This window comes from Nocardia sp. BSTN01, assembly GCF_015354405.1.
Lineage (GTDB): Bacteria > Actinomycetota > Actinomycetes > Mycobacteriales > Mycobacteriaceae > Nocardia.
This window is the reverse complement of sequence record NZ_JADKYP010000033.1, coordinates 1-16766: the sequence shown is the minus strand read 5'-3', so window position 1 is coordinate 16766 and position 16766 is coordinate 1. Positions and strand designations below refer to the sequence as shown.

16 protein-coding genes and 2 tRNA genes are annotated in these 16766 nt (G+C 66.7%); 6 read left to right on the top strand and 12 right to left on the bottom strand.

Features of this window, described 5'->3' with window-relative positions:
- Nucleotides 1-34 precede the first annotated feature (34 nt).
- From IRT45_RS23575 to IRT45_RS23565, 3 genes are read right to left on the bottom strand one after another with little or no spacing between them, the layout of a single operon-like run.
- Nucleotides 35-322 carry a DUF6191 domain-containing protein gene (locus tag IRT45_RS23575; RefSeq protein ID WP_194808131.1) on the bottom strand — a complete coding sequence of 96 codons (288 nt, stop codon included), beginning with the start codon at nucleotides 320-322 and terminating at the stop codon, nucleotides 35-37.
- A 43-nt stretch (nucleotides 323-365) separates the two neighbouring features.
- Nucleotides 366-1484, bottom strand: coding sequence for a D-alanine--D-alanine ligase family protein (locus tag IRT45_RS23570; protein ID WP_194808089.1), 1119 nt, complete (start codon nucleotides 1482-1484; stop codon nucleotides 366-368).
- A 34-nt stretch (nucleotides 1485-1518) separates the two neighbouring features.
- Nucleotides 1519-2514, bottom strand: a complete 996-nt coding sequence (locus IRT45_RS23565) for an NAD(P)H-dependent glycerol-3-phosphate dehydrogenase (protein WP_194808088.1) — start codon at nucleotides 2512-2514, stop codon at nucleotides 1519-1521.
- A 137-nt stretch (nucleotides 2515-2651) separates the two neighbouring features.
- On the opposite strand from IRT45_RS23565, the gene cofC reads away from it, so the two are divergent.
- From cofC to IRT45_RS23550, 3 genes are all read left to right on the top strand, one after another.
- Entirely contained in the window at nucleotides 2652-3431 is a 780-nt protein-coding gene (gene cofC, locus IRT45_RS23560; protein ID WP_194808087.1) for a 2-phospho-L-lactate guanylyltransferase, read from the top strand.
- Between the two features lie 71 nt (nucleotides 3432-3502).
- Nucleotides 3503-5719 (top strand): RNA degradosome polyphosphate kinase, encoded by a 2217-nt coding sequence (locus IRT45_RS23555; RefSeq protein WP_194808086.1) that lies wholly within the window; start codon nucleotides 3503-3505, stop codon nucleotides 5717-5719.
- A 146-nt stretch (nucleotides 5720-5865) separates the two neighbouring features.
- Nucleotides 5866-6765 carry an NUDIX hydrolase gene (locus tag IRT45_RS23550; protein WP_194808130.1) on the top strand — a complete coding sequence of 300 codons (900 nt, stop codon included), beginning with the start codon at nucleotides 5866-5868 and terminating at the stop codon, nucleotides 6763-6765.
- A 97-nt stretch (nucleotides 6766-6862) separates the two neighbouring features.
- Here IRT45_RS23550 and IRT45_RS23545 read toward each other — a convergent pair whose 3' ends face one another.
- The 3 genes from IRT45_RS23545 to leuC all read right to left on the bottom strand — a co-directional run bounded on the left by IRT45_RS23545 (nucleotide 6863) and on the right by leuC (nucleotide 9742).
- Complete coding sequence (locus IRT45_RS23545; RefSeq protein WP_194808085.1) at nucleotides 6863-7516, bottom strand: HU family DNA-binding protein; 654 nt, start codon at nucleotides 7514-7516, stop codon at nucleotides 6863-6865.
- Between the two features lie 156 nt (nucleotides 7517-7672).
- Nucleotides 7673-8281, bottom strand: a complete 609-nt coding sequence (gene leuD, locus IRT45_RS23540) for a 3-isopropylmalate dehydratase small subunit (protein WP_194808083.1) — start codon at nucleotides 8279-8281, stop codon at nucleotides 7673-7675.
- Nucleotides 8282-8317: 36 nt separating this feature from the next.
- On the bottom strand, nucleotides 8318-9742 hold the full coding sequence (leuC, locus tag IRT45_RS23535) for a 3-isopropylmalate dehydratase large subunit (protein WP_194808082.1): 1425 nt from the start codon (nucleotides 9740-9742) through the stop codon (nucleotides 8318-8320).
- 223 nt (nucleotides 9743-9965) lie between these two features.
- Here leuC and IRT45_RS23530 point away from each other — a divergent pair, with 223 nt between their 5' ends.
- Complete coding sequence (locus IRT45_RS23530) at nucleotides 9966-10667, top strand: IclR family transcriptional regulator (protein ID WP_030512998.1); 702 nt, start codon at nucleotides 9966-9968, stop codon at nucleotides 10665-10667.
- A 51-nt stretch (nucleotides 10668-10718) separates the two neighbouring features.
- The gene (locus tag IRT45_RS23525) at nucleotides 10719-11219 is read left to right on the top strand and encodes a pyridoxamine 5'-phosphate oxidase family protein (RefSeq protein WP_194808080.1); all 501 of its coding nucleotides are present in this window, start codon (nucleotides 10719-10721) and stop codon (nucleotides 11217-11219) included.
- A gap of 69 nt (nucleotides 11220-11288) precedes the next feature.
- On the opposite strand, the gene IRT45_RS23520 is transcribed toward IRT45_RS23525, so the two are convergent.
- From IRT45_RS23520 to IRT45_RS23505, 4 genes are all read right to left on the bottom strand, one after another.
- A tRNA-Glu gene (locus tag IRT45_RS23520) sits at nucleotides 11289-11361 on the bottom strand.
- A gap of 139 nt (nucleotides 11362-11500) precedes the next feature.
- Nucleotides 11501-11572 (bottom strand) — tRNA-Gln (locus IRT45_RS23515).
- 227 nt (nucleotides 11573-11799) lie between these two features.
- Nucleotides 11800-13257 (bottom strand): glutamate--tRNA ligase, encoded by a 1458-nt coding sequence (gene gltX, locus IRT45_RS23510; protein WP_194808077.1) that lies wholly within the window; start codon nucleotides 13255-13257, stop codon nucleotides 11800-11802.
- Between the two features lie 14 nt (nucleotides 13258-13271).
- The gene (locus IRT45_RS23505; protein WP_194808075.1) at nucleotides 13272-14045 is read right to left on the bottom strand and encodes a fumarylacetoacetate hydrolase family protein; all 774 of its coding nucleotides are present in this window, start codon (nucleotides 14043-14045) and stop codon (nucleotides 13272-13274) included.
- A gap of 165 nt (nucleotides 14046-14210) precedes the next feature.
- On the opposite strand from IRT45_RS23505, the gene IRT45_RS23500 reads away from it, so the two are divergent.
- Nucleotides 14211-15386, top strand: a complete 1176-nt coding sequence (locus IRT45_RS23500) for an MFS transporter (protein WP_194808073.1) — start codon at nucleotides 14211-14213, stop codon at nucleotides 15384-15386.
- Between the two features lie 194 nt (nucleotides 15387-15580).
- On the opposite strand, the gene IRT45_RS23495 is transcribed toward IRT45_RS23500, so the two are convergent.
- Nucleotides 15581-16135 (bottom strand): Uma2 family endonuclease, encoded by a 555-nt coding sequence (locus IRT45_RS23495; protein WP_309241121.1) that lies wholly within the window; start codon nucleotides 16133-16135, stop codon nucleotides 15581-15583.
- 316 nt (nucleotides 16136-16451) lie between these two features.
- A partial coding sequence (locus IRT45_RS23490; protein WP_255535593.1) for an isocitrate/isopropylmalate family dehydrogenase occupies nucleotides 16452-16766 on the bottom strand: 315 nt, incomplete at its 5' end.

Genomic DNA, 16766 nt, shown 5'->3' with positions numbered 1-16766 from the left:
GGTCGGCCGGGACACGGGCCAACGGTGGCTCGGATCAGGCGCGCGGCAGGCGGGCCCGCCCGGTGCTCAGATCTATCTCCGCGGCACCGGCAGTCCCGTCCCCCGGGTTCTCGCGGTGCATGAGAACCGTCTGCCGCTCCTCGAATTCGTGCCGCTTACCCGCGTCGAACAACGCGTCGAACTGCTCGAATCCGATCCCCGCCGCGCTCGGCCCGGCGGACTCGCGCATCCACGGCAGCGCGGCGCGGCCGGTCATCTTCCGGTAGCCCACCTCGGCGAACGCGACCGCTATGATCAGCAGCGCCAACCCGGGCAGAGTCATCGCGAGAATCACCCCACCCAGATTACGCGCATCGCACCGCCGCTCAGCGCAGTCCGGTGCCCCGGGTCAGTGCCGTCTCGATGAGGGTGGTGATCAGGGTGCGATTGTCGATGCCGGTGGCATCCCACATGCGCGGATACATGGAGATGGAGGTGAATCCGGGCAAAGTGTTGATCTCGTTGATCACCGGTCCGGATTCGGTGACGAAGAAGTCGACCCGCGCCAGCCCCTGGCAGTCCAGCGCCCGGAACGCCCGCACCGACAGTTCCCGGATCTGTTGTGAGATATCGTCGTTCAGCTTGGCCGGGATGTCGAACTCGCACACGTCGTCGAGGTACTTGGTGTCGAAATCGTAGAATTGCGGTGCGCCGGAGGCGGTTTCGCTCTCCGAGACGTCGTCGCCGGGCATGCGGATCTCGGCGATCACGCTGGCCTCCACCCGGCCGTCCGGGAATTCCAGTACGCCGCACTCGACTTCGCGTCCGACGATGGCGGCTTCCACGATCACCTTCGGGTCGTGCAGGCGTGCCGCGGCGATCGCCGAATCGAGATCGATCCAGTCCTCGACCTTGGTGATGCCGATCGAGGAGCCGCCGCGCGCGGGTTTGACGAACACGGGCAGGCCGAGCCGGTCGCGGTCGGCCTCGCTCACCGAATCGGTGCCGGGGCGCAGCACCACCTGCGTGCCGACCGGAAGTCCTTCCGCGGCAAGCAGTTTCTTGGTGAATTCCTTGTCCATTCCGGTGGCGCTGGCCAGCACGCCGGGGCCGACGTACGGCACACCCGCCAACTCCAGCAGCCCCTGCAGGGTGCCGTCCTCACCCCACGGCCCGTGCAGTACCGGGAACATCACGTCGACCACGCCCAGTACCGCTTCGGCGCCGTCGAGCGCGACCAGGGCACCCGAGCGGCTCGGATCGGCGGCCAGGGTCAGTACGGTGCCGGCCGAGTCGACCGTGGGCAGCGCGCGCTCGCGGATGGCCAGTGCGCGCGCGTCGGCGCCGCTGAGGACCCAGGCGCCCTCGCGGGTGATACCGATCGGCACCGCCTCGTAGCGTTCGGGATCCAGGTTCGTCAGCACCATGCCGGCCGAAACGCACGACACCGCGTGTTCGTTGCTGCGGCCACCGAACACCACCGCAACCCTGATCCGGTTTGTCATAGTCCGAACCGTACCCCGGCCGGACCGAAATCATTCATTCCGGTTTGATCCGCCGGCCGAGTAATTGCCCGACGGCATCGGAAACCGAGAGCCCCTCGTGACAGACCCGATGCACCGCGGTGGTCAGCGGCATCTCCACATTGTGGGTCTCGGCCAGCGCCCGGATCGAAGTACACGACTTCACACCCTCCGCGACCTGCCCGTGTGTCGCGTCCTGAGCGGCCCGCATCGAACCGCCGGCGCCCAGCACATGACCGAACGACCGGTTGCGCGACAGTGGCGAGGTGCAGGTTGCCACCAGATCGCCCACTCCGGCCAGACCGGCCAGCGTGACCGGATTCGCACCGAGCGCCACCCCGAGCCGGATGATCTCGGCGAGCCCGCGGGTGATCAGGCTGGCGACGGAATTGTCACCCAGGCCCATGCCCGCGGCGATCCCGCACGCCAGCGCGATCACGTTCTTGCACGCGCCGCCGACCTCGCAGCCGATCACATCGGTATTGGTGTAGGGGCGGAAATAGCCGGTGGCGCAGGAATGCTGCACGGCCTCCGCACGCGCGGCGTCGGAGCAGGCCACCACCGAGGCGGCCGGCTGTTCGGCGGCGATCTCGCGAGCCAGGTTCGGACCCGACAGCACCGCGATGCGCCCGGAATCCGCCCCGGTCACCTCCGCGATGACCTCGCTCATCCGCATCAGTGTTCCGGTCTCGATGCCCTTGGCCAGACTCAGCAGCGTCGCATCGGAGCGGATGGCCGCGCGCCAGTGCGCCAGATTGGGACGCAAGGACTGCGAGGGAACCGCCAGCACGACGATGTCGGCCTCGTCGAGGGCCGCCCGGTAATCGTCGGTCGCCGCGATCCCGTCGAGCCACACATCGGGTAGATAGGCGGGATTGCGATGTTCGGTCGCCACGGCCTTCGCGATCTCGGGCCGCCGCGCCCACATCGTGACCTCGGTACCCGCGTCGTTGAGCACTTTCGCGAATGCGGTACCCCAGGAACCCGCACCCATCACTGCCGCCCTCGTCATCGTTTCAATATGCCACTCGCCGCGACGCGAGTATCCGGTACTCGGGGGTTCGCGTGTTCGATCGGTCACCGCTCCCAGGCTGTGGGCCCGACAACGCTTCGCGGCGGTGGGCACCCGGAACGTGCGACCATGAACGCATGCGTCCGGATGCCGTCCACGCCGTGATCGCGGTCAAGCACCTCGACCGAGCCAAGAGCCGACTCGCCGACCGATTGCCGGCCGGCGAACGCTCGCGGCTGGTGCTGGCCATGCTGTCGGATACGGTCGCCGCGACCCTGGCCGCCGGGCTGGGCTCGGTCACGGTGGTGACACCCGATCAGCGCGTCGCGACCGTCGTGCGCGAACTCGGTGCCGCGGTGCATCCGGACCCGTCCACCCCCGATCCCGCCGATACCGCCCGGCCCCCCTCGGACAGCGACGGCCTGAACACCGCGCTGGCTTCGGCCGCCGCCGCCGTCCGCGAGCGCCACGGCGCCGTCGATCTGCTTGCGCTGCAAGCCGATCTGCCGGCCGTGCACGCCGACGAACTGCGGGCGATGCTCGCCGTCGCCCCCGTCACCGGCCGCTCCCTGATCGTCGACCACACCGGCCGGGGCACCGCGGCCCTGCTGGTCCGCGCGGCCGGCCACACCCACGCGGCGGATTCGCTCGCCCCGTCGGCAACGGCCGGCGCCGCCGCGCTGCTGCCTCGCTTCGGGGCGGATTCCGCGCGCCGCCACCGGGAATCCGGTGCGGTGGAACTGGGCGGGCACTGGCCCGGTCTGCGACTGGACGTCGACACCGCCGAGGATCTCGACCGTGCGCTGTCGCTCGGGGTCGGCACGGCCACCGCCGCGCTGTTGCGCGACATCGGCTGGCCGGTAGGTGTTCACGAGAACCTCATCCGGAGGTGTGCCGCACCGTCACATGTGTGCTAGATGATCGCCAGGCCTCTACGAGAGGCCGCACAACGGTGGCGTCGAGTGCGACACCACCCGAGCCGTAAGGAATGATCGTGAGCGTGAGCGAAACGGAGACCGTCCCGCAACAGCCCCGGCTACCGGCGGCCCCGCCGGCGGCCACGCCACCGCCCACCACGGCGGCCGCGGCACAGTTGCCCGCCGATCGCTACCTCAATCGAGAACTGAGCTGGCTGGATTTCAACGCGCGCGTGCTGGCCCTGGCCGAGGACCCTTCGGAACCGCTGCTGGAACGCGCCAAATTCCTGGCCATCTTCTCCTCGAACCTCGACGAGTTCTACATGGTGCGGGTGGCCGGCCTCAAACGCCGCGCCGAGGCCGGCCTCTCGGTCCGCTCCGCCGACGGCCTGTCCCCCACCGAACAGCTCACCCTCATCGCCGAACGCACCCAGGAACTGGCCGGACGGCATGCGCGGGTCTTCCTCGACCAGGTGCGGCCCGCCCTGGCCGAGGACGGTATCGACATCATCGGCTGGGCAGATCTGGACGACGACGAACGCCGCCGGCTGTCGGGATACTTCCTCGACCAGGTGTTCCCGGTGCTGACCCCGCTCGCGGTCGATCCCGCCCACCCGTTCCCCTACATCAGCGGCCTGAGCCTGAATCTGGCTGTCACGGTGAAGGATTCCGAGACCGGCGGTGAGCATTTCGCCCGCGTGAAGGTGCCCGACAACGTCGACCGTTTCGTCCGGGTGCGCCGCACCCGCACCGAAAACCCCGGCGCACGCCGCGATTCCGATGCCGCCGCCGTGACCCAGCTGGCCGCCTTCCTGCCGATGGAAGATCTGATCGCCGCCCACCTCGATCAGCTCTTCCCGGGAATGGAAGTGGTGGAACACCATTCGTTCCGCATCACCCGCAACGCCGACTTCGAGGTCGACGAGGACCGCGACGAGGATCTGCTGCAGGCCCTCGAACGCGAACTGGCCCGCCGCCGCTTCGGATCGCCGGTGCGGCTGGAAGTTTCCGACGATATGACCGAGCACATGCTCGAGCTGCTGCTGCGCGAACTCGACGTCGACCCGGGCGATGTGATCCAGGTGCCCGGCCTGCTCGACCTGTCGTGCCTGTGGCAGGTCTACGGCGTCGACCGGCCGCTGCTCAAGGACGCGCCCTATGTTCCGGCTACCCCGCCCGCGTTCGGTGAAAGGGAAACGCCGCGAAATGTTTTCGCCGCCCTGCGCGAGGGCGACGTGCTGGTGCACCACCCCTACGATTCGTTCTCCACCAGCGTGCAGCGTTTCATCGAGCAGGCCGCGGCCGATCCGCAGGTGCTGGCCATCAAACAGACCCTCTACCGCACCTCCGGCGACTCCCCCATCGTCAACGCGCTCATCGATGCCGCCGAGGCCGGTAAACAGGTCGTCGCGCTGGTCGAGATCAAGGCCCGCTTCGACGAACAGGCCAACATCAAATGGGCACGCGCCCTGGAACAGGCGGGCGTGCACGTGGTCTACGGCCTCATCGGCCTCAAGACGCATTGCAAGACCTGCCTGGTGGTGCGCCGTGAAGGGGCCACCATCCGCCGCTACTGCCACATCGGGACCGGCAACTACAACCCGAAAACCGCGCGGCTCTACGAGGATGTCGGACTGCTCACCGCCGCACCGGAAATCGGCGCCGACCTCACCGACCTGTTCAACTCGCTGACCGGCTATTCGCGAAAGGCCAACTACCGCAACCTCCTGGTCGCGCCGAGCAGTGTGCGCTCGGGCATCGTGGAGCGGATCCGGCGCGAGACCGAACTGGCCGCCCAGGGCGTGCCGGCGCGTATTCGCCTCAAGGCCAACGCGATCGTCGACGAACAGATCATCGACGCGCTCTACCGCGCGTCCCAGGCCGGGGTTCCGGTGCAGATCGTGGTGCGCGGCATCTGCGGGCTGCGCCCGGGTGTGCCCGGGATGAGCGACAACATCGAAGTGCGCTCGATTCTCGGCCGGTTCCTGGAACATTCGCGCATCCTGCATTTCCAGGCTCAGGACGAGTACTGGATCGGCAGCGCCGACATGATGCACCGCAATCTCGACCGGCGCGTGGAGGTCATGGCACAGGTGAAGGATCCGAAACTGCGCGAGCGGCTGGCGGTGGTGTTCGATTCCGCACTCGATCCCGCGACCCGGTGCTGGGTGCTGCAGCCGGACGGCAGCTGGGCGGCCCAGCCGAGCCCGGACGCGGAGGGCCGCGGCGTGCAGGTGCGCGACCATCAGGAGTTCCTCATGCGACTGCGGAGGCCGGACCAGCAGTGAAATCCTCGGCGACACGAGATTTCGATCGGTCCGCGGACGACGGCGACACCGCCCTCGATCGCCTCGGCGACACCGGCGGGTCGAGGAGCGACGGCAAGGCGGGTGCGGGTGAGAGCGGTTCAGGCGACACCATCTCGGATCCGCGGGTGACCGCCAACATCATCGCCGCCGGCGCGGTGGTGTGGCGGCGGCCCCGCGACGGCGGCCCGGTCGAGGTGGCCCTCGTACACCGGCCGAAATACGACGATTGGTCGCTGCCCAAAGGAAAGCTCGACCCGGGCGAAACCGCAATGGTCGCGGCCGTGCGCGAAGTGGCCGAAGAAACCGGTCTGAACTGCCGTTTGGGGCGCTATCTCGGTCGGGTCACATATCCGGTACCCGGACATCGCAAACTCAAACGAGTGGACTATTGGGCGGCTACTCCCGTCGACGGCGAGTTCGTCACCAATTCCGAAGTCGACCAGCTGCGCTGGCATCGGGTGGACCGGGTGATGGATCAGCTGTCCTACCCGATGGATCGCCGGATCATCCGCAATTTCCTGCGCCTGCCGCCCGATACCGCGACCCTGGTGCTGGTGCGGCATGCCAAAGCGGGCCGCCGCGACCGATTCACCGGCCCCGACGACGAACGGCCGCTGGAAAAGGCCGGTGTCGCACAAGTTCAGGTGCTGACTCCGAATCTGCTCGCCTTCGGTCCGGGCGCGGTCTACTCGGCGCCTCCGCTGCGGTGTGTGCAGACCGTCGCGCCGGTCGCCGACGCGCTCGGCCTCGACATCGCCCGCGAGCCGCTGCTGTCGGAAAACGGTTATGCCGCAGCACCGCGGGCCGGTGTGGATCGGCTGCGGGAACTGGTCTCCCCCGACGTCGTTCCGCTCGTGTGCAGTCAGGGCAAGGTCATTCCGGATCTGCTGCAACGCTGGGCCGACGACGACGGTCTCACCCTGCCGCCGGCCCGGAACCGCAAGGGCAGCGTGTGGGTGCTGTCGGTCGCCGACGGACGGCTGGTCGCCGCCGATCACCTCGATCGGTCTCTGCGTACCCACTGAATCCGAGAAAACACGGTCGAGCCCGAAAACGCATCGGCACCGAAAACGCGATGACCCCGGACCGAACGGACCGGGGTCACTGTCGTCGCGTCACTCGCTATCGCCGGGTGGTGCGCTTGGTTGCCGTGCGTTTGGCAGCGGTCTTCTTGGCCGGAGCCTTCTTGGCCGCGGTCTTTGCCGCAGTAGTCTTCTTGGCCGCGGTCTTCTTGGCGGTCGCCTTGGTGGCCGTGGTCTTCTTGGCCGGAGCCTTCTTGGCCGCGGTCGTCTTCTTCGCCGTGGTCACCTTCTTCGCAGGCGCCTTCGTGGCTGCCTTCTTGGCGGTCGTCTTCTTGGCCGGGGCCGCCTTCTTGGCCGTGGTCTTCTTCGCGGCGGTCTTCTTGGCCGTGGTCTTCTTGGCGGCGGTCTTCTTCGCCGCACCCGACACCGGCGCTGCCACACCGCGTTTCACGGCCGGACCGGCCGCCGCGATCTTCTGCTTACCCGAGATGATCGCCTTGAACTGCGCACCCGGGCGGAACGCGGGCACCGAAGTGGGCTTCACCTTCACCGTCTCGCCGGTGCGGGGATTACGCGCCACCCGTGCCGCCCGCTTGCGCTGTTCGAATACACCGAATCCGGTGATTGTGACGCTCTGACCCTTGTTCACCGCACGCACGATCGTGTCGACAATGTGCTCGACTGCCGCAGTGGCCGTGCGCCTGTCAGTACCCAACTTCTCGGTCAGAACATCGATCAGTTCCGCCTTGTTCATTGAATCCTCCGCAGACTAATGGCCCGTCGTCGGACCGACTAGGTACCACGGTAAACCCTGAATGGGCAAGCGTCTATGTGCCACGCCAAATTTCATGTGGCGTGGCACACGCGCAGCAACCTCGATTGGTTGCTCTCAGCTAACACTCGAGACTGTTCAGTCCCCGGAAATAGCCGCTGGAATGGTGGTCGGTTTCCAAGACGGCCTTACCTTTTCGAACTGCTCGATGGCCTCTTCCTGCCGAAGTGTGAGTCCGATGTCGTCCAGACCTTCCAGCAGCCGCCACCGGGTGTAGTCGTCAATATCGAAGGGCAACACGGTGGTTCCAGCGGCCACAGTGCGTGCCTCGAGATCGACGATCAATTCCAGGCCGGGATGTTCTTCGATCAACTTCCAGAGCAATTCGACATCATGTTGTGACATCTGCGCGGCCACCAAGCCGCCCTTACCGGCGTTGCCGCGGAAGATGTCGGCGAAGCGGGAAGAGATCACCACCCGGAAGCCATAGTCCATCAATGCCCAAACCGCATGCTCTCGCGACGATCCCGTACCGAAATCCGGGCCCGCGACCAACACACTTCCCCGGTCGAACGGGCTGGTGTTGAGAATGAAGGCCGGATCCGAACGCCAGGCGGCGAACAGACCGTCCTCGAATCCCGTTCGGGTCACCCGTTTCAGATAGACCGCCGGGATGATCTGGTCGGTATCGACATTCGACCGGCGCAACGGCACGCCGATCCCCTTGTGCACCTTGAACGGTTCCATAGTTGCTCCTGTAGTCCTGAGGTGAATTCCGGCCGGTCAGTTCAGATCCGCAGGCGCCGACAACCGGCCCCGCACCGCCGTCGCGGCCGCGACCTGCGGCGAAACCAGATGCGTGCGGCCGCCTTTACCCTGACGCCCCTCGAAGTTGCGGTTCGATGTCGAAGCACACCGCTGACCGGGAGAAAGCTGATCCGGATTCATTCCCAGGCACATCGAGCAGCCGGCCTGGCGCCATTCCGCGCCGGCGGCGGTGAAAATCTCGCCCAAACCCTCGGATTCGGCCTGGGCGCGCACCCGCATCGAGCCCGGAACGATCAACATCCGCACGCTCTCGGCCACCTTGCGGCCCTTCAGAACGTCCGCCACCGCCCGCAAATCCTCGATCCGGCCGTTGGTGCACGACCCCACGAAAACCGTATCCACGGACACCTCACGAAGCGGAGTACCCGGCTCCAAATCCATATAAGTCAGCGCCTTCTCAGCGGCCGCTCGCTCGTTTTCGTCGGCGAAATCCTCCGGATTCGGCACCGCATCGCCCAGTGGGGCGCCCTGACCGGGGTTGGTGCCCCAGGTGACGAACGGCGTCAGCGACGATGCGTCCAGATGCACCTCGGCGTCGAAGGTGGCGTCCGGATCGGTCTTGAGCGCCTCCCAGGCCGCCACCGCCGCATCCCAGTCCGCGCCGGTCGGAGCATGTTCGCGGCCCTTCAGGAATTCGTAGGTGACCTCGTCGGGGGCCACCATGCCCGCCCGGGCGCCGGCCTCGATCGACATGTTGCACATCGTCATCCGCGCCTCCATGGACATGGCGCGCACGGCCTCGCCGCGGTATTCGAGCACATAACCCTGCCCGCCGCCGGTGCCGATCTTCGCGATGACCGCCAGAATCACGTCCTTGCTCGTGACGCCGGGCGGCAACTCGCCGTCGATATTGATCGCCATGGTCTTGAACGGCCGCAGCGACAACGTCTGCGTCGCCATCACGTGTTCGACCTCGCTGGTACCGATACCCATCGCCAGCGCGCCGAATGCGCCGTGGGTCGAGGTGTGCGAATCACCACACACCACGGTCATGCCCGGCTGCGTCAAACCCAGCTGCGGACCGACCACGTGCACGATGCCTTGTTCGATATCACCCATCGGATACAGCCGGACGCCGAATTCCTCGCAATTGCGCCGCAGGGTTTCCACCTGGGTGCGCGAGATCGGATCCGCGATCGGCTTATCGATATCGACCGTCGGCACATTGTGGTCCTCGGTCGCGATGGTCAGATCCGGCCGGCGCACCGGACGACCCGCCGCCCGCAACCCGTCGAAAGCCTGCGGGCTCGTCACCTCGTGCACCAGGTGCAGATCGATGTAGATGAGATCGGGTTCGCGCTGCGCACCCTCCCCCGCACCCCGTGCGACGACATGCTGGTCCCAGACCTTCTCCGCCAGCGTGCGTGGCCGTTCGGCCATGACAACCACCTCCTGTGTTATCTGCGACGGCTTCGCCGTCGCGGGTTCGCGGCCCCTTGGGCCTCGATTTTTCCCTCCTCCGCTCAGTCGCTCCGTCGGTCCGAAATCGAGGCGGGCCGCGAACTCGCAGGTGGAACCCCTGTCAGAAGTCCACTGGAGGTGCGTACTCGCGGGGTTCGATCGGACTTGCCAATCTCACTATGCGAGACGCTAATATCGTTCTATGAGACAGCATAGCGGCATCGGGGTGCTCGACAAAGCCATGGCCGTGCTTTACGCCGTGGCCGAACAACCGTGTGGGCTCAACGAGCTGTGCACCCGTACCGGACTGCCCCGGGCCACCGCGCATCGGCTGGCCGTGGGGCTCGAGACCCACCGCATGCTGGCCCGCGACGCCGCTGGTTCGTGGCGGCCCGGCCCGGCGCTGTCGGAGCTGGCCACCACCGCCGAGGACCCGCTGCTCGACGCCGCCGCCGTCATCCTGCCCCGGCTGCGCGAGATCACCGGCGAGAGTGTGCAGCTCTACCGGCTCGACGGGCACTCCCGCATCTGTGTGGCCGCTCTCGAACCCACCTCCGGCCTGCGCGACACCGTCCCGGTCGGCGCTCGCCTGCCGCTGACCGCCGGATCGGCCGCGAAGGTCCTGCTGGCGTGGGCCGACCCGGAACTGCAGCGCGGCGTCCTGGCCGACGCGGTCTTCGGCGAGCGCGCCCTCGCCGAGGTCCGCCGCCGCGGCTGGGCGCAGAGCGCCGCCGAACGGTCCGCGGGTGTGGCCAGCGTCTCCGCGCCGGTCCGCGACGGGTCGTCCCAGGTGATCGCCGCGGTCTCGGTATCCGGCCCGATCGATCGCATGGGCCGGCGCCCGGGTGCGCGCTGGGCCGCCGACCTCGTGGCCGCCGCCGATGCCCTGCACAAGCGCCTCTGACCCCTATCACGCGTGTGATGCCGGCCATACGCCGTAAAGTATCGTGACCGCATGGGAGTGAACCAACGCGCGCAGATCGTGATGTCCGAGACGGAGATCACCGAATTCCTGGAACGCAGCCGCATCATGACGCTGGCGAGCCTGGGCAAGAACGGAACGCCGCATCTCACGGCGATGTGGTACGGCCTGGTCGACGGTGAGATCTGGTTCGAGACGAAAGGCAAGTCGCAGAAGGCGGTGAACGTGCGCCGCGATCCGCGCGTCACGGTCCTGGTCGAGTCGGGCGATACCTACGACCGGTTGCGCGGGGTCTCGATCGAGGGCCGCGCGGAGATCGTCGAGGACCCGGAGGCGCTGTTCAAGGTCGGCGTCAGCGTCTGGGAACGCTACACCGGGCCCTACACCGAGGAACTGCGCCCGATGGTCGAGGCGATGCTGAACAAGCGCGTCGCGATCCGCGTGGTGCCGGAACGGGTGCGCAGCTGGGATCACCGCAAGCTCGGTATGCCCGCGATGCCGGCGGGTGGATCCACCTGGCCGGTGCGGGACTGACCGCACGCCGGGAACGAGAACCCGGAGACGGGAAAAGCCCTCCAGCTCACGCTGGAGGGCTTTCGAATGTAGCCCCGACGGGATTTGAACCCGCGCTACCGCCTTGAGAGGGCGGCGTCCTAGGCCGCTAGACGACGGGGCCAGAGGACTTCCCCGAAGGGAGATCTCCGTGGATCTTTCGATCGAGGAGGCTCGGCAAGCTTAACCGGCCGAGACCCGGCGACCAAATCGCCGGGGATGCTGTTCCGTCTCGACCGAACGAAGCGAATCAACATTCTCCGCTGGGGTACCAGGACTCGAACCTAGAATGGCTGAACCAGAATCAGCTGTGTTGCCAATTACACCATACCCCAATGACCTGGGCTTTCAGCCTCTCCCCTGCCGGTTCGAGGCCCTCGTTCCGGGCCGAGAAGAAGAGTACCAAACCCCTCCCGCACTTATCCAAATCGTCTGGTCAGAGCCCATTTTCCGGGCCGATACGGCCCCTGGGGCCCCGGCGGGCGGTCACGACGCCGCGACCGCCCGACGGAACGACCGATTCGATCACCGATTCGGCGAGCACCCGGGGCCGGCGCGGCTACTACGCGAGCGCCGCCCGCAGCCGCTGCATGGTCAGCTCACGGCCGAGCAGTTCCAGCGATTCGTACAGCGGCGGGCTGATGTGCGATCCGGTGACCGCCACCCGTACCGGACCGAAGGCCTTACGCGGTTTGAGCCCCAGATCGTCCACCAGAGCCTTTTTCAGCGCCTCTTCGAGCGCGGGTGGCGTCCATTCGGAAACACCGTCCAGCGCCGCCACGGCGGCCTGCACCACCGGCACCGCCTCGGGGCCCAGATTCTTTTGCGCCGCGGCCTCGTCGACAGCAAACTCCTCGGCGGGCACGAACAGAAACTTCAATAGGTCCCACGCATCACCGAGAACCACGATCCGGGTCTGTACCAACTCGGCCGCGGCGGCGAAAACTCCGTCGTCCACTTCGGCGCCGATGTGGCCCTGCGCGGTGAGGAACTCCCGCAACCTGCGGGCGAAATCCCCGGTATCCAGCAAACGAATGTGTTCGGCGTTGATCGCATCCGCCTTCTTCTGGTCGAAGCGCGCCGGATTCGAATTTACTTTCGATATCTCGAACGCATCGACCATCTCCGCCATCGAGAAGACATCGCGGTCCTCGGTGAGGCTCCATCCGAGCAAAGCCAGGTAATTCAGCAAACCTTCAGGAATGAATCCGCGATCCCGATGTGCGAAGAGATTCGACTCCGGATCACGTTTGGACAACTTCTTGTTGCCCTGGCCCATCACGAAGGGCAGATGACCGAACTCGGGGGTGAACTCCGCCACCCCGATCCGCTGCAATGCGGCATACAACGCAAGCTGGCGCGGGGTGGAGGAAAGCAGATCTTCCCCGCGCAACACGTGTGTAATTTTCATCAGTGCGTCGTCGACGGGATTAACCAGCGTATAGAGCGGATCTCCGGTGCCGCGGGTGAGCGCGAAATCGGGCACCGTCCCGGCCTTGGCAGTGATCTCCCCGCGAACCAGATCGTTCCACACCAGATCGGTGGCGGGCATCCGCAGCCGCACCACCGCCGGGCGGCCCTCGGCCTTGTAGGCGGCGATCTGTTCGGGGGTCAGATCGCGGTCGAAGTTGTCGTAGCCGAGCTTCGGATCGCGTCCGGCGGCGCGGTGGCGGGCCTCGACTTCGTCTGGGGTGGAGAAGGATTCATAGGCCTCACCGGCCGCCAGCAACCTCTGGACGACATCGAGATGAAGCTCACGCCGCTGCGACTGACGGTAGGGGCCGTAGGGCCCGCCGACCTCCGGCCCCTCGTCCCAGGTCAGTCCGAGCCACCGCAACGCGTCCAGAATCGCGTGGTACGACTCCTCGGAATCGCGTGCGGCATCGGTATCTTCGATACGGAACACGAAGGTGCCGCCGTGGTGGCGAGCGAACGCCCAGTTGAACAGCGCGGTGCGGATCAGGCCGACATGCGGTGTGCCGGTGGGTGACGGGCAGAATCGGACCCGTACGTCAGTCATATTCCTTCTCTCGATCAACGTTTGGCGGCAACAGGATTGGTGAGGGTGCCGATACCCTGAACCGTCACGGATACGGTTTGCCCATCCGTCATCGGTCCTACACCTTCCGGCGTTCCGGTGAGAATGACATCACCGGGCAGCAATGTCATCACCTTGGTGACCCACTCGATCACCTTCGGAATATCGTGCAGCAGAAGTGAAGTCCGGCTGCGCTGGCGCACCTCACCGTCGAGTTCGGTGGTGATCTCGAGATCGCCCGGATCGAGTTCGGTTTCGATCCAGGGTCCCAGCGGGCAGAAGGTGTCGTAGCCCTTGGCGCGCGTCCACTGTCCGTCGTGACGCTGCTGGTCACGCGCGGTGACGTCGTTGGCGACGGTGTAGCCGAGGATGACGTCGGCGGCCCGGGCGGCCGGCACGTCCTTGCACGGGCGGCCGATCACCACCGCCAGCTCGCCCTCGTATTCGACCTGAGAGGAATTGGGCGGCAACAGGATCGGCAGGTTCGGTCCGACGATGGCGGTGTTGGGCTTGAGGAAGATCACGGGATCCTCCGGCGCCGGACCGCCCATCTCCGCGGCGTGCGCGGCGTAGTTCTTTCCGACGCACACCACCTTGCTGGCCAGAATGGGAGCCAGCAGTCGCACATCGGCCAGCGGCCAGGTACGGCCGGTGAATGTCGGGGTACCGAACGGATGCTCGGCGATTTCACGAGCGATCTCGTCGGAACCGTCGGTTTCGATACTCACGAACGCGACCCCATCGGGGCTGGCAACACGACCTAGACGCATGGCGAAGAGTCTATCCACCTGCCCGAACACGGCCGACCACCCGGTCTGCGACGGACGGATGTGACGAATTTCGAGTTGCCTACCGGGCACATCCTGGGTGTACGGTAGGACTCTGCTCACAGAGTAAGACACTGATCCCAAAATATGAGATTCGAGGTGAGGGTGATGACCACCGTGACACAGGTGCGCGCGAACCGGCGGTGGACCATGCTCGCCCTCGGAGTCTTCGCGCAGAGCTCGAGCGCGGTCATCGTGCACGGCACCCCTTTTCTGCTGCCGGCGCTGACCGATCGCGGAATGCCCTTGGCCACAGCGGGTCTGCTGGTCGCGATGCCGACGGTCGGCCTGGTATGCACGCTGATCGCCTGGGGGTACATCGTCGACCGCGTAGGCGAGCGCTCGGTCCTGGTCGCCGGTCCAGTCGTGATGTGCGTGGCGGGTGTGGCTGCTGCGACGGTGACCGACTACGGCGCGCTGGGTGTGTTGCTCTTTCTGGCCGGTATGGGCGCTGCCAGCACCAACGGCGCGAGCGGCCGCGTGATCGTCGGCTGGTTCCCGGTCGATCAGCGTGGGCTGGCGATGGGTATCCGGCAGACCGCACAACCGCTGGGTGTCGCGATCGCGGCCATGTCGATACCGGCTGTCGCTGCGGCACACGGGTTTTCCACGGCGATTCTGGTTCCGGCGGCGATGGCGGGCGTCGCGGCGATCGGCTGTCTGATCGGAATCGTCGACCCGCCCCGCCCGGCGAGCAACGGCGAGCGTCCCGACAACCCGTATCGGGGCGATTCCACGCTGTGGCGCATCCACGCGGTGTCGGTGCTGCTGGTGATTCCGCAGGCCACTCTGTGGACGTTCGCGCTGCTGTGGCTGCATCGCGACGCCGGGTTGTCGCTGCCGGTGGCCGGGGCGATCGTCACCGCGACCCAGATCCTGGGCGCCGCCGGGCGCATCGGCGCCGGTGTCTGGTCCGACCGCGTCGGCAGCCGCCTGCGCCCGTTGCACACCGTGGCGATCGCGGCCGTGGTCTCGATGGCCGGCCTGGCCGGCGCGGCCTGGTTGCACTGGTGGTGGGCGGCGATCCCGATCCTGTTCGCCGCGTCGGTGATCACCGTGGCCGACAACGGCCTGGCGTTCACCGCCGTCGCCGAGATCGCCGGTCCGTACTGGAGCGGCCGCGGCCTGGGCATCCAGAACACCGGCCAGAATCTGGCATCCGCCGCTGTCGCACCGATTTTCGGCGCCCTCATCACCGCCGCCGGCTTCCCGGCGACCTATCTGGTGGCCGCGATCATCGCCGCGGCCGCCGTCCCCATGGTGCCGATCGCCCGCCACCGCTGACTCCCGGGTTCCCCACGGCCGCACCCCTTTCCGTCACAGTACGGAGCGCGACCGTGGGGAAACACCACGCCGCCAACGTTTTTCGGTTGTACCTACAACCTGATCGCGTCCGGCTGCCGCTTACGCAGCGATGTCCAAACCGCACGGGCGAACCGTTCTCGATCGGCGCCCGCCCTCTGACGCGGGCCGCCCGATCAGAACTCGATCAGCGCGGCAGGATCGAAATCGACCCGAAAAATCTTGTCCGCCTCGATCTCCGCGCTGAACCGGCTGCCCTCGGCAACCGTCGGCTCCCATCGGTAGCCGTCAGCGCCGAGCACGGAGCGATGCATTCGGATATGCGGCTGATGCTCGACGATCCAATATTGCGGGATCCCGAGCGCCGCGTACTCGCGGACCTTGCGCACTCGATCCGTGCGCTCGCTTCCGCTTCCAGGCGACACGACTTCGGCGGCGAGCAGCAACTCCGTACCAGGAATCAGCTTCGGCGTTTCATCCATGATCGCCGCACGCGCCACCTCACGCGGAATGACGAACACATCGGGCTTGCGCACACCACTGGGAGTGCTGATCTCCCACTCCCCGCCGTCACACACGAAGACATCCGCCTGACCGAGACTTTTGCGCAGGATTCCAGCCAGCCTCCAGCTGATGTAGTTGTGCCGAGCCCCCGCCGCCACCTCGATCAACCACCCGTCCTCGAGTTCCAGCCCTTTGCCGTCTTCCGGTTGTTCGTGCAAGTCGAGCACGGTGTACGGACCGAATCCGACGGCACCGGTGATGTGCTCCGCCGTCATACCGCCTCCAGGTCTTTACACACATCGATGGCCTGCATCAGTTGCGATCAATGCTAGCCGGTGGCGATCGACGGCAACCAGCAGCGCGACCCCCGAGCGCACCGGACCGGGTCATGTCCCGGCTGCTGTGCGGCGACGACAACTACGCGCTCTTGCCGTGTGCCGCTTCGCGACGCCCATTCGAACATGTCGCGTCGAAGCCGCACACACGCCGCGATCCCCCTGTCACGCAATTCCGTTTCGCGACAGAGGGATCGGTGGAGCGAACTCAGATGGACGCGGCGATGCGGTCGCCGATGTCGACCGTGGAGGCGGTGCCGGTGCGGGCGGCGAGGTCCTTGGCTACCGCGGCTTCGATGCGGGCGGCTTCCTCGGAGCGGCCGAGGTGGTTCAGCAGCAGCGATACCGAGAGGATGGCGGCGGTCGGGTCGGCCTTGGACTGGCCGGCGATATCGGGGGCGCTGCCGTGGACCGGTTCGAACATGCTCGGATTGGTGCCGGAGGCGTCGATGTTGCCCGAGGCGGCCAGGCCGATGCCGCCGGATACCGCCGCGGCGAGGTCGGTGATGATGTCGCCGAACAG